The organism is Enterococcus sp. DIV1368f, assembly GCF_051712245.1.
In the GTDB taxonomy this organism is placed as follows: domain Bacteria; phylum Bacillota; class Bacilli; order Lactobacillales; family Enterococcaceae; genus Enterococcus; species Enterococcus faecalis.
This window is the reverse complement of record NZ_JBIOON010000001.1, coordinates 309,684-323,035: the sequence shown is the minus strand read 5'-3', so window position 1 is coordinate 323,035 and position 13,352 is coordinate 309,684. Positions and strand designations below refer to the sequence as shown.

The window sequence follows — 13,352 nt, the reverse complement described above, 5'->3', positions numbered from 1 at the left end:
GCTCCTTTATCATTAATCTTAAAAAAGGGAAAGAAAACAAGTGATTTTCTTCTTCGTCCTTGCATTTCCTCCCCTTTTTTCACTACTTATTGCTACTGTTAAAGACAGTATAGTCAATTTCATCCACTGATTTTGCAACTAGAATAGCAGAGTAAACATCTGAATTGACATTTAAAATTGTTCGTAACATGCCAACAAACCATTCGACGCCTGCAAAAATTGCAATACTCTCAATGGGTAAACCCATTTGCGGAACAATCACTGCCAGTGAGACTAAGCCCGCACCGGGAACAACTGCGTTTGCTAGTGAGACAAACGTTGCTGTAATTGCTAAGTAAATCATTTTCGTAATATCAAACTCTAGCTGATACATCTGAGCGATAGTCATTACAGTAAAAGCCATATGCATCGCTGAACCGTTACTGTTTAACGACATGCCTAACGGCAACACTAAGTTAGTAATTCGCTTACTTAAACCTAATTTTGTTTCTGTTTCTTCCAAAGCTACTGGTAAAGTAATTGCTGAAGAAGTTGTCGCCAAGGCCATCACAGACATATTTTTCATGTTTTTAATTAAACGTAGTGGACTTACTTTACAGTACAATGTGATAACCAAAATCCAGATGCCCAAAAATAAAATAGTTCCTAATCCATAGACCAATAGATACTTCACTAACGGTAAAATAATTTGAAGGCCTAAGTGACTAATTGTTGAAGCAATTAAAGCAAAAATCCCCAGAGGTGCTAGATACATGACGAATCGAATGACTGTAATGATAACTTCATTAAAGTCCACAATTATTTGGAAGAGTTGTGTCTCTGGATGGCTTTGTAAGTATTTATTCAGTGCTAAACCAAAAAATAATGCAAAGACAATAATTTGAATAATCGATCCTTGAGTCAGTGAATCAAAAATATTTTTCGGAACGAAATTTAAAATCGTATCAGTGATTGAGATTTCTTGCGCTTTGATAGAAGCATCTTGGAAGCCAGTCATTTTAACACCGTATCCTGGATTAAAAATGACTGCCATTAGGACGCCCCATAAAGCGGCAGCTAAGGAGGAAATCCCGAAAACAGCGATTGTTCTACCCCCAAGGCTCGTTAATTCTTTTGGATTAATACTGCCAACTGCTTGGACAATTTGCCCTAAGATCAAGATAGGAATAGCCATTTGCATCAGTCGCAAAAAGACATCTCCAACTATTTTCAAGTAATTGCCGCTAGCAGGAATCAAGAGTCCTACGAGGATTCCTACGACAACAGCAATTGCAATTTGGGTGATCATGGACGGTTTTTTCATGGTAAACTACCCCTTTTGACTGATCACAGTTCCTGCTTCTTTATCGATGTTTTCTAAGTTTTCGATAGAAGTAATGATTGCTTTCCGTTTGTCATCACCTTTTACGAAGTCTAAGGCAGCTTCGATTTTTGGTAGCATACTACCAGCAGCAAAGTGACCTTCTTTAATGTATTCTTCTGCTTCGGCTACACTGATTTGTTCTAATGCTTTTTGATCTGGTTGATTGTAATTAATGTAGATGTTATCAACGCCTGTCAAAATAATCAAACGGTCTGCATCAACGTTTTCAGCTAAAACACGTGCAGAGAAATCTTTGTCGTTAACCGCTTCCACACCTACGTATTGTCCGTCTTCTGCTACGACCGGAATGCCCCCGCCACCAGAACAGATAGTTAAAACGTCCGCCTCTACTAAAGCACGAACCGCCTCTTTTTCAACAATTTCTTTAGGCATTGGTGATGGAACAACTTTTCGGTAGCCACGGCCAGCATCTTCCACATACGTAGAGCCATCTTTGGCTGCTTCCGCGTCAGCTTCTTCTTTTGTATAGAATGGACCAATTGGTTTGGATGGTTTTTTAAACGAAGGATCTTCTTTGTCCACACGCACTTGCGTAACTACAGAGATAACTGGTTTAGCAATGTTACGTTTTTCAAACTCATTAGTTAAAGCATTTTGTAACCAGTAACCGATGCTTCCTTGTGTCATCGCAACACAAGTATCCAATTTCAACGCTGGATTTTTTTCACTTTCGCCTGCTTTTTGTTGTAAAAGCAAATTCCCTACTTGTGGTCCGTTTCCGTGACAGACAATGACTTGTTCCCCTTTAGCAACAAATTCTGCAATATATTTGGCCGCGTGATTAACGACGGCTTTTTGGCCTTCATCTGTTGGATCCGTATCTAAAATAGCATTCCCACCTAGGGCAATTACGTTTAAACTCATTGATTGATTCGCTCCTTTTTAGTAAAGCAAAGACAAAATCTTTTCAGTATCGACGGATAAGAAATAATTTGTTTACGAAATGAAAGATTTTGTCTTGCTCATTTTGATTGTTTCAGTCATTATCGAAGGGATAATTAACCTAATTTCGGTTTACTTTCATCTTTAGCTAAGAAAGCAAAAGCTAGTAAACCAATAACTAATAGTACACAAGAAAGATAGAAGCCAACTTGCATTGAGCCTGCTGTATCTGCTAAATATCCTGTGACATACGGCGCTAGGATTGACCCTGACATCCCGATAAAATTATAAGCACTTAACGTTGTTCCTAAGGCCGCTTTTGGTGCATGTTTGGTAACAAAAGTTACCATAATTGGATCTAACGCTAATTTCCCTGTTAACCCATAAAGAATTAAAACAGAAATTAACAATGTCCGATTTGTTACAAAAGCAATCGCAAAGACAGATAGGATTGCTAAAGGTACTAATGTAAAGACTAATTTTTTCGTCGCACCTGTTTTATCATTCAAACGAGCGAAGATTAAGGCGCCTGGAATAGAGGCCCATGGTACAAGTGATGAAATGAAACCAACGCTCGCTCCTGTAAAGCCACGTTCAGCAATTAAAAATTGTGGCAACCAAGTAATAATGACAAAGTTTGCATAAATACTTGTGAAACATAAAATAAATGCGGCTAATAAATTACGATTTGAGAAAATTTCTTTTAATGAGATCTTTTCTTGCGGTCCTTCTTCAGCAGCTGCTCGTGCGGCTTCTTCACCAGGACGAATCACTTTTTCTTTCAAAATTGTATAGAAAAGAATCCCTACGATAAACGTTGGAATCGCCATGATAAAGAATGGTTTGCTCCAATGTTCACCATTTTCTAAAACCAACTTACTTGAAAGTAAGTACCCACCTGATGTACCGAAGGCCATCCCACTATTGATGATGGCATTACCGATGGTCCGTTTACTTGCTGGAATCGCTTCTGTCGATAGCGCATATTGCGGGCCATAGTAAGCGCCTTGACCAATACCAGCAATTGCACGAATGACTAAAAACATAACAAAGGTTGTCGCTAATCCACTAAAATAAGTAGAAATAGCAAGAACGATAAACCCAACAGCAATGACTAATTTCCGCCCAATTTTATCGCCAATCATCCCAAAAGGAATCTGTGCAACAGCATAGGTTAGAAAGAAGATACTATTGGCTAAACCAAGTTGTGTGTTACTTAGACCAAATTGTTCTCCAATGACCCCCATCACTGGATTAAAAATAGTTCGTGTTGCGTACATTAAAATCCAGCCTACGAAGAAAATGGCTACGACTTTAATCCAGTAACTATTGCTCACTTGCACTGCTTGATTTTTTTTACTATTCTCCATGTCTTCTCCTCACTTCTCATCTAACTCTACAGATTGTAAAGCTAGTAACATTCCAAATGACATATCTTTACCAGAGGAATGTCCGATTTGTATAATTCTGTCAATATTTTCGTCAACTCTATTATCCCGATGGTTCTCCAAATCCAAGAGTAACTGATACAACAATGAATTTACATATCCTTTAGCCGAGCTTGCAATATAGCCTTTACTAACATCTGTTGTGGATAAATTTGCTGCCGAAAGAGTAGCGGCTAACGCCGCAGCTCTTTCATCAGCAAGTATGAACAGAATTGTTTGATACGCCACTAAAATGTCATCACCACTCGGGGTTAACCCTTTGCCCCGACCAATCAGATAATTCGTTACTTCTTGCCATTCCGATAGTGTCCAAACTTTTTGTTTTTGGCTCATTTTTTTGAAAATATGCTTTGCTCGTTCGTCTAAAGGCAGGCCAATTCTACGTTCTAAGTTTCTCGCTAATAAGCGGTCTCGCAACAAGCGTAATTGGTCTTTTTCTAACTTGAAATGAGTAATGTTTAAAGAAACGACCTCGGCAGGTGTGAGTTGGATCGTTTTCACGCCGACTGTACTGTAAAAGGTCAACTGATTTTCTGTGATTTTGACTTTATTACCTTGTTGTACATACGGAAAGATTTCTTGAAACAATTGATCTGGCAAAAACATACCAAAGCTTGATAAATAATTATGGAAGTTTGCAACATTGATTAATTGATCCTGGACTTTCAGATTAAATGAACGTTCAAAAACACTGTGAATGGTTCCCATCTTGCCATATTGGTGGATAGGAAAAATGTAGTCACTAATGACTAGTTGGTTATTCAACCGTAATGCCTAGTTTCTCAGCATACGCTTCTAGGGCTTTTTCAAAACAGCCTAGAGGTGCTCTAACTGTCCCTGCACCAATTTGACCAACACCGGCATTTTTATGTGCAATCCCTGTATTGATAATTGGTGTAATTCCTAATTCCACCACTTTACGGATATCAATTCCTAAACAAGTTCCTTGGAAATCCCAAGTTGGAATTGAGAATGTTGGGTTGTGTCCTTCACAGATTTTTGCCATTTCATTTGAGGTTGCTAACGCATCTTCAAAGCCACCTGCACCAACAAACCGTGTTACGCCAGGTGCAGCTACCATAGCCATTGCTCCAACGCCTACTGTTTCAGTAATTGCACTATCCCCGACATCAGGATTTCCGTCTTCTTCGCTGAAACCAGTGAAGTAAAGACCTTTTGGTGTATTTACTGGTGCGGTATGCCATTGATCGCCTGTTTCTGCAATCCGGACCCCAAAGTTCACGCCGTTACGAGTCATCGTTGTGACAATCGTTCCGTTGGTATCTTTACGGGCACCATCAACAATTGCTTTTCCAGTTGCCATCATGACATTTAAGAAGAATTGATCTGTGTCAGCTAAGAATTTGATTACTTCGTATTTTTGATCTTCTGGAATATCTGTTTTGATAATTAATGGAGACAATTCTTTTAAGAAGTTCAACGATGCGGCAATATTTCTTTGGTGGAACTCGTCACCCATTGTAATAGAGCGCGCAATCAATACGTTTAAGTTCAAGCCTTCTTCAGAAAGTTTCAAGGCTTTCGCAATCGTTGGTCCTAAAACATCTTTAATCCAATCTAAACGATCAACTACTTCTTGTGAATAAGCACCAAAACGCAATACTTTACCGATACCTTCATTCAAGATACAGTATGCTTCGTTACCTTCTAAACGATTTTCTACAACAAAGACTGGCATATTACCAGAAGTAATACCGCCCATTGGTCCTACTGCTTTTACATGGTGACAAGGAATGAAACGTACTTCGCCAGCTTCAAAAATCTTCAAAGCATCTTCTTCATTGTCTGCCCAACGTTCGAATAATGCAGCTCCGATACAAGCACCTTTCATTGGTCCAGTCATTTCAGACCATTGGATTGGTGGTCCAGCATGAAGTAATGTTTTTTGTGCATCATCATTTAATTCTGGAATCACTGATTTCGCAGGTACCACATCTACTAAGAATGGTTGTGCATTTTTAATTTTATCTGTTACTTTGTGATTTTCAGCTTCGATTTGTTCACTGTAATCTTCCAAAGCATCCAAAATTTTAATCATTTTCTTATTGCCGTTGGCACGCGGACGCCAGTTAAATTGAACAGTTTCGCCACCGTAATCAACGATTGATTCTGTAAAGCTTTGCAACCCAACGTTAATAATTCTTGGTTTGGTTGTTAATAGTTCCATTACTTTTTCGCCTGGTTTTGGTACATCGACAGTTGGTCCGTTGTAAGCAACCACTTCTTTATCGTCTTCTGAAATTTCGATTCCTTTTAGTAATAAAGCTAATTGAACAGCTTTAGCATTGCTTTCTGCAACTAAAACGCCGCCTTCTTTCAAACGATCAACCGACGATTGGTAATTTTGCGGATCTTTCGTCGTCCCACAGACAGTTGCAACAAAGTAAAGATCACGTCCTGCTTCTTTGGCTGTGGCACGCGCTTCTTCAATTGCTGGTAATAATGCACCAACCATGTCTTCATGAGCACCGTAGCCTAACACCACATCGAATAAGATAATCCCCGTTTTTTCATCTTGTGCGTATTCACGAATTTTTTCGATACGAACATCTGGGTCAATCATTGGGTGCGGACGACCTTGTGTATACATATCATCGCCTAAGTCAATGACTTCATAACCGTGAGATTTCAAGACATAGCCTTCTGCTTTCACTAAACCGCCAAGGTCTAAAGCTTCAGAAATTAACATACCTGCTTCAGAAGCTAATGTACCACCTGAATATAAGCCTTTTACAACTTTATCTTCTGGTAATGTTGGTACAGCTGGTTTTGCTAATGCTTCAAAGTAATTTTTCTTCACGGCCACATCATTTGCTAAATCAACAGCAATTTTAGCTGTTTCTTCTAATGTATGAGCTAGATAAACTTTACCTTCGTGACTTGTTGGTTTTTCTCCTAAGAAAATCGCAACGACTGGTTTTGAAATGCTTTGTAATAATTCAACCACTTCATCACGAACTTCTTTTGCAGGTGGTTTAGAGATGACTGTAATCACATCGGTTGGTTCGTGATTTTCTAAGGCCACAATAGCATCTTTCACAGTGATAGCGCCTACTTTGTCGCTTAGGTCACGACCACCAGTACCAATGGCGTGAACAACTCCGCCACCTAAGCGGTCAATAATCGTTGTAACTTCTTGAATCCCTGTTCCTGAAGCACCAACAACGCCAATGTTTCCTGGAGAAACAACATTTGTAAAGGCGATTGGAATACTTGAGATAATACCAGTTCCACAGTCAGGGCCCATCATTAATAAGCCTTTTTCATGCGCTAATTTTTTCAAACGTACTTCATCTTCAATTGACACATTATCCGTGAAAGAGAACACGTGTAAATCATTTTTTAAGGCACGTTCCATTTCTGGCGCACCATATTCACCAGGAATACTGAATAGCGCTACATTCGCCTCTGGTAAAAGATCAAACGCTTCTGACCAAGAAGTTGCTGCTTGTGCTTCTTCACTAGTTCCCTTTGCTGATAAATCATCTAAGAATTCATCAATCGCTGGCATAACTTCTTCCATGATGTTTTCTTTTTCACTGTCAACCACAATCATCATGTCGTTTGCAGATGCACTATTGGCCTCATCCGTTAACAAGTTCGTGTTGTTAAGGATGTCTTTGTTGGCATCTGTTCCCATCATGATTTGACTCATGGTTACACCATCTAATGCATTGATTTTATTGGTCAATAACATTAAGTTGATGGAGTCTTGGTAATTGTTTTTCAAAATTACTGTGTGTAACATTGTTCATCCTCCTATCTATTCCTTACAATGCTATTGTATCGAAACGAGAAAGTGTTTTCATCGGACATAATTCTAAAAAAATGGTATAATTTTTATCCATAAGAGGAAAAAAGGAGAAAATGATGAAATTAAGAGAGTTATTATCGATAGGTGACTTAAAAAAAGGTAAAATTTTGACGAAAGAGATTGGTTTAGACAATGAAGTTGACTCGGCAATGGTCTTAGAAGCGATTGACATTGAGAACTGGAGTAGAAAGAATCAGTTAATTTTGACTTCTTTCTACGCATTGCATGATTTACCAGAAAAAGAGTTGGAAAATTTTTTCGTAAAGATGCGTCGAATTGGCATCAGCGGCTTAATTTTGAAAACAGATCGATTCATTAAAATGATTCCAGAGTGGTTTATCGAATTATGTTTCAATTATGAAATTCCTTTAATTAAAATCACACAAGACATTAGCTATGAAAAAATTCTGTTTACGATTTACGAGCCTTTGTTGAATTATCAGTCGCATGTCTTACGTACGTATTACGATGTGCGCCAACGTTTCACCAAATTAGAGCGCCACTACCCAACGGTTGAGACGATTATGCAAGAATTTTATGACATCATTAAATTACCCTTCGCTTTAAAAATGTTGGATAAACATCTAGAAATTAGCGATGGCGACTTACCTCATGATGCGATTGTGCTCTCAAGAGAAAAACTAAAAAACAGTGAATTCACTAAAAATGATTACTCTCTTTTAACACTTTATTCTCATGCCAACCCCAAAAAACAGTTGGCACTAGAAGTTTCTATTTTCAATAGTTATTCCACTAATTGTTTACTTCTGGTTTATTTACAAGATGAAAAGGTTAAAGAAACGGATTTAGTGATTATCGAAAATGCGATTGATGTCTTACAAGAAAAATTCAATACCGAAAATTTGTTAAAAAAAGAACGGTATACTCGTTTGAACAACTTAGCGGATGCTATTTTACAAAATACACCGCAAAATCCTGACGAGCTAAACAGTTTGCTTCGTGAAGTGCAAATGCAAGAGCTAGATTCTTACCAAGCGATTGCTTTTTCTACCAAAGACACCAATACACAACTCATGAAAGAACGAATTATTGCCTTACTTCGTACCCTGCGTGTGAAATCCATCTTCTTTGATCAGCTAAATTATTCGGCGGTCCTTTTTAACTTCAATGAAAGTGATGGAAAAATTACAAAGCTGCAATTAAGTCGTTTATTAGCTGAACTTTTAGAAGAAAACGACACGCTTACCGTCGCCGTCAGCAGTTTAAAATCACGAGAAGGGATTAAAGAGCTACTGATTGAATGTCTGGACATTCTGCGCTTTAATGAAACTTTTTATAACGGACCAATTGTCACCTTAGCCGATATCGGGGTGTTTAAAAATTTTATCCGCGAAGACCAATTGGAAAATTTAGACGAATTAATTCCTCGCGCACTTTATCAATTAGCCGAAAACAACTACGATTTATTTGAAACTTTGTACAGTTTTTTCCAAAATAACCGCAACTATAAACAGACCTCTGAAGCGATGTTCCTTCATTCAAAAACGATTCGTTATCGTTTAAACAAAGTAGAACAACTTCTTGATATTGACTTAGCCAATCCCTTGCAATTGTTAAATTATGAAATTGCCACATACATTATAAAGATGAGGAGACGTGCACTTGAAAAACAATCAAACACTCGCTAATGGCGCAACAGTTACTATCTACCCCGCTACGACTGAATCAACGAACTATGTCGTCTATTTACACGGTGGCGGGATGATTTATGGAACCAAAAGTGATTTACCAGAAGAACTGAAGGAGCTGTTTACAAGCAATGGCTATACCGTTTTAGCACTGGACTATTTGTTGGCTCCAAATACAAAAATCGATCACATCTTAGGGACACTAACAGAAACCTTTCAATTGCTAAACGAAGAGATTATTCAGAACCAGCCCTTTGGTTTGTGCGGGCGTTCCGCTGGTGGTTATTTAATGTTACAGTTAACCAAACAATTACAAACATTAAATTTGACGCCACAATTTTTAGTCAATTTTTACGGCTATACAGATTTAGAATTTATTAAAGAGCCACGGAAATTATTAAAGCAAGCCATTTCCGCTAAAGAAATAGCTACCATTGACCAAACGAAGCCTGTTTGGGATGATCCTTTTCTTTCTCGCTATCTGCTGTATCATTACAGTATTCAGCAAGAACTATTGCCGCACTTTTACGGATTACCAGAAAATGGGGACTGGTCTGCTTACGCACTGTCAGACGAAACATTAAAAACTTTTCCACCTTGTTTCAGTACAGCTAGCAGCTCAGACGAAGAAGTACCGTTCCGCTATAGCAAAAAAATCGGACGGACCATTCCTGAGAGTACCTTTAAAGCGGTTTACTATTTAGAACATGATTTTTTAAAACAAACCAAAGATCCTTCGGTCATCACTTTATTTGAGCAATTGGATAGCTGGCTGAAGGAACGATAAGCATAACAAAAAGAAGCGAGAAATCTCGCTTCTTTTTGTTATTTTTGATAAAGTGTGGTTCCTTTTACCACACTGATTTCCACCGGTGTCTGACGAGCGACAAAAGCCGCCGCACATTCTGCTTCAGTGAGTAAGTATGTTGCTTCAGCACCAACTTGCGGCCAATTTGCTTGCCCTTGTTCGTCTAAAGTTGTGACACCATCTGTCACTAAGCCCAATAATTGGGTTAAAGCATCTTGATCTTTCACATTAAAAAGTTCACCTAAACGAGCCAATTTTTCTTGTAATGAGCCATCACCATAAGGAGACCAGCAATCGTAGATATTGTCACAACCAAGATGGACATTGACTCCATGTCGTAACAATTCCATAATTGGCGGAATCGTGTTAGGTGTGATTGGCACGCTGGAATTAATATGAATTTTTTCTGCTGCTAAAGCATCATAAACTTCGTCACGTTCTTCACCAATGAAATCATTTAACCCGAAGGCATGGCTGATAAATACTTTGTCTTGTAGGTCATATTCTTTCGTTAAACGGATAATTTCTTTAATCGTTGTTGTCCCAGCTTCGTGACGGTCATGTAAATGAATATCCACACCGACACCATGTTTATCTGCTAAGCGGAATGTTTCAGCCAATGATTTTTTGTAATCACCATCTAGTGAATAAGGATCCACGCCACCAATAAAATCGGCACCTTTTGCTAATGCTTGATCAACTAATTCAACGGAATCTGAACGTAGTAAGCCGTGCTGTGGAAAGACGACAATTTCTACCGCAAATGGTTTCGTTTGGGCCAACGCTTGGACTTCATCAAAATAACGTAAGTCTGTCATCGGTTCCACGTCGACATGTGTTCTGAAGGCTGTCGCGCCATGTGGTAATTCTAAGTCGATTAAATGGTTGGCGCGTTCAGTTAAAGAAAGTTCTAAACTATCTAAATAAGGAATTTCTGCTTCGACACGTTCCACAATTGACTTCGCTGGTGTCACCGGATACCACGGAACACCTAGTTTACTTTTATCAAAGTGACAATGTTTTTCAATCAAACCTGGTAAAATCAATTGATGGTGACCATCAATAATTGTCAACCCAGGTTCTTCTACCAATTCTTCATTGGGAATGATTTTCGTAAATACTCCATCTGTTACTTCAATTGCTACTTCTTTGGTTACTGTCCCAGATAACCAGTCACCTTCTTTTTGATACCCTGTTTCAATTCGAACATTTTTTAACCAATAATTCATGCTTACCTTCACTCCTACCTGTATTTATTCCTTCCCGAAAGGACACAATACTTAGTTGTACTGTGCTAAAATTTTACTAATTTCCGTATAACCTTTTTGATTGGCATAGTCCATTGCTGTTCGACCAGAATTGTCTTTAATGGATTGATCCGCACCATTTTCCATTAACAATTTTACAATATCTTGGTAAAGTTGGTTCCCTTCACGTAACCCCACTGCCTCAATCAACGCTGTATAGCCAAAGTCATTTTGGAAATCTATGTCTTCTCGTCCATCTTCTAACAAGAGCTTCACATTGTCAATATGTCCTTTTTCAGCTGCCGGAATTAACGCATTGCCACCGTAACGGTTATGCTTATTTAAATCTGGGGTCGCATTTTTTAACATATACGCTAAAATCTCCGTACGTCCTTGCGCTCCCGCATAAAGATAGGGACTATCACTAATGCTATTTTGCAGATTAATATCGGCACCCCGATCAATCAACGCTTTTGCAATCTCAATGTCATTATTGTGAACAGCGATATTGAGCGGTGTGTTGCCTTCTGTGTCGACTTCATCTACTTGATAAGTAGTATCTTGTAAAATTTCCTTGACCTTCTTCGTATCTCGTTGATTGGCTGCTTCTAAAAGCGCACCCACTTCATAGGTCTTCATCGGTTCTTTCACTTCCTCTTTTGATGTTGTTTGAGCCACCGAACGGGTTGTACTGGTGCTTTCAGTTTTTGCACTACTTTGAGTAGTCACCGTTTGACTATTTTTTGACGCTGCGGAAGGTGTTTCTCCTCCTTGACACGCAGCAAGTAATGGAATGGTCACGACACTTAATAGCCCCATTAAAATTTTTTTGTTCATTGTGCTCAACTTCCTTTCCTCGAGAGAAATATGAGATTTGTCTCCAGTGGTTCTAATCTAACGAATCTTTTTTTATTTGTCGATTAAAACGCTTTCTCTGTTTTTCTATTTTAAAAAGAGAGAAACCAAAAGAAGTCGAAACTTTTTTTGGTTTCCATTCGTATGTTTTGTTCTTAAAAGGTAAATTCAGGATTAAAAGTTCCTTGGTATGGTTCATGTTCCACGTAGACTTGGATATCGTTTCCTTCGTTATCTTTACCCATTCGTGTGTACGTAAAACGATTATCATTCAATTCTGTTAATTCTAAGACAGCACCATAGCGATTGGTTCCAATGGACACATGGGCACGGAATTTATTTTGATTTCCTACTTTAAAGTAGCCATAGTCGCCACGAGTTTCACCTGTTTGTAAATTGAAAAATTCATATTTGCTGCTGTCTTGGTCAAATTTCGCTAAGCTGATAAAGTTTTGGTTGGCCGAAGTTACGTCATTGCCATCTTTATCCACTACTTTTGTGCCATTCCAAAGAAGTTGCGGTGTCCCATCAAAAGAGGTTTTACCAATAATTTCATCCCCTTGTCGATTTACATCAATCTGACCTGTTTGTTCTGTCATGGCACGGCGACCATTCGTAAATTCCAATGTTCTCGGACGATTATTTGGGAAAGGTTGTGGACGGCCATAGACTGGTCCTGAGGTTGCTTTATTTTCTACAAAAACTTCCACATCATTTCCTGCTTTGTCTTTCCCTGTTTGGCTATACGTAAAGGTATCTTGGTACAAGGTTTTCAGACGATAAACGCCTTGATAATTTTTCGTTTCCGAGATAAGTACCAGACGAGAAACATCCGTAATACCAGCAGTCATAAAGAAGGTTCCTTCATCTCCTGTGGATTCTCCAGTCTCTTTATCAAAAAATTCATAGAAACTAGTGGTTGCATCAAACTTGATTGCATGCAATAAATCCTGATTTTCAGCAGTTAAGTCGGTCCCATTTTTATCATAGACACGTTGACCTGCCCAATCTTTTTCCGATAACATTTCATCTTGCCGAATACCAACCGAGCGTAAATACTCAGGTAAATCTCCTAAATTATTGGGATTAGCCATTGCTACAGGCGCATATGCCTGTGCTGTGACAGAACTCCCTACTCCACCAACTAACATTGCACTTAGGGCCAATAATGTAATTGTCCCCACCATTTTTTTCTTCATAAGCTACTACTCCCTTTCCTTTTGATAATTTAAGGATAGCAAGTA

The 13,352-nt window shown here is 38.6% G+C and carries 10 protein-coding genes; 2 read left to right on the top strand and 8 right to left on the bottom strand.

The features are described from left to right. Positions 1-82: 82 nt before the first annotated feature. From IGL07_RS01725 to fdrA, 5 genes are all read right to left on the bottom strand, one after another. Positions 83-1,303 (bottom strand): dicarboxylate/amino acid:cation symporter, encoded by a 1,221-nt coding sequence (locus IGL07_RS01725; protein WP_075575523.1) that lies wholly within the window; start codon positions 1,301-1,303, stop codon positions 83-85. Positions 1,304-1,309: 6 nt separating this feature from the next. Continuing rightward, positions 1,310-2,248 (bottom strand): carbamate kinase, encoded by a 939-nt coding sequence (gene arcC / locus IGL07_RS01720; protein ID WP_002355252.1) that lies wholly within the window; start codon positions 2,246-2,248, stop codon positions 1,310-1,312. Between the two features lie 134 nt (positions 2,249-2,382). Next, the gene (locus IGL07_RS01715) at positions 2,383-3,636 is read right to left on the bottom strand and encodes an MFS transporter (protein WP_002355251.1); all 1,254 of its coding nucleotides are present in this window, start codon (positions 3,634-3,636) and stop codon (positions 2,383-2,385) included. Positions 3,637-3,645: 9 nt separating this feature from the next. Beyond that, positions 3,646-4,479, bottom strand: coding sequence for a DUF2877 domain-containing protein (locus tag IGL07_RS01710; protein ID WP_002355250.1), 834 nt, complete (start codon positions 4,477-4,479; stop codon positions 3,646-3,648). Next, positions 4,472-7,483: a DUF1116 domain-containing protein gene (gene fdrA / locus IGL07_RS01705; RefSeq protein ID WP_002355249.1), complete on the bottom strand. Its 3,012-nt coding sequence runs from the start codon at positions 7,481-7,483 to the stop codon at positions 4,472-4,474. The genes IGL07_RS01710 and fdrA overlap by 8 nt, the downstream gene beginning before the upstream one ends. 122 nt (positions 7,484-7,605) lie before the next feature. Between fdrA and IGL07_RS01700 the strand changes: the two genes are divergently transcribed. Further along, positions 7,606-9,198: a PucR family transcriptional regulator gene (locus tag IGL07_RS01700; RefSeq protein WP_002355248.1), complete on the top strand. Its 1,593-nt coding sequence runs from the start codon at positions 7,606-7,608 to the stop codon at positions 9,196-9,198. Beyond that, the gene (locus tag IGL07_RS01695; RefSeq protein WP_010817003.1) at positions 9,173-9,985 is read left to right on the top strand and encodes an alpha/beta hydrolase; all 813 of its coding nucleotides are present in this window, start codon (positions 9,173-9,175) and stop codon (positions 9,983-9,985) included. The genes IGL07_RS01700 and IGL07_RS01695 overlap by 26 nt, the downstream gene beginning before the upstream one ends. A 38-nt stretch (positions 9,986-10,023) precedes the next feature. On the opposite strand, the gene IGL07_RS01690 is transcribed toward IGL07_RS01695, so the two are convergent. The 3 genes from IGL07_RS01690 to IGL07_RS01680 all read right to left on the bottom strand — a co-directional run bounded on the left by IGL07_RS01690 (position 10,024) and on the right by IGL07_RS01680 (position 13,307). After that, positions 10,024-11,235 carry an amidohydrolase family protein gene (locus tag IGL07_RS01690; protein WP_010817002.1) on the bottom strand — a complete coding sequence of 404 codons (1,212 nt, stop codon included), beginning with the start codon at positions 11,233-11,235 and terminating at the stop codon, positions 10,024-10,026. 51 nt (positions 11,236-11,286) lie between these two features. Then, entirely contained in the window at positions 11,287-12,090 is an 804-nt protein-coding gene (locus IGL07_RS01685; RefSeq protein WP_002373191.1) for an ankyrin repeat domain-containing protein, read from the bottom strand. Between the two features lie 173 nt (positions 12,091-12,263). Further along, entirely contained in the window at positions 12,264-13,307 is a 1,044-nt protein-coding gene (locus IGL07_RS01680; RefSeq protein ID WP_010817001.1) for a DUF4822 domain-containing protein, read from the bottom strand. Positions 13,308-13,352 lie beyond the last annotated feature (45 nt).

Excerpts from the sequence above, each read along its gene's own strand:
- fdrA (WP_002355249.1), bottom strand. The coding sequence starts at position 7,483 with ATGTTACACACAGTAATTTTGAAAAACAATTACCAAGACTCCATCAAC.
- IGL07_RS01685 (WP_002373191.1), bottom strand. The coding sequence starts at position 12,090 with ATGAACAAAAAAATTTTAATGGGGCTATTAAGTGTCGTGACCATTCCA.
- IGL07_RS01680 (WP_010817001.1), bottom strand. The coding sequence starts at position 13,307 with ATGAAGAAAAAAATGGTGGGGACAATTACATTATTGGCCCTAAGTGCA.
- IGL07_RS01725 (WP_075575523.1), bottom strand. The coding sequence starts at position 1,303 with ATGAAAAAACCGTCCATGATCACCCAAATTGCAATTGCTGTTGTCGTA.
- IGL07_RS01690 (WP_010817002.1), bottom strand. The coding sequence starts at position 11,235 with ATGAATTATTGGTTAAAAAATGTTCGAATTGAAACAGGGTATCAAAAA.
- IGL07_RS01715 (WP_002355251.1), bottom strand. The coding sequence starts at position 3,636 with ATGGAGAATAGTAAAAAAAATCAAGCAGTGCAAGTGAGCAATAGTTAC.
- IGL07_RS01700 (WP_002355248.1), top strand. The coding sequence starts at position 7,606 with ATGAAATTAAGAGAGTTATTATCGATAGGTGACTTAAAAAAAGGTAAA.
- arcC (WP_002355252.1), bottom strand. The coding sequence starts at position 2,248 with ATGAGTTTAAACGTAATTGCCCTAGGTGGGAATGCTATTTTAGATACG.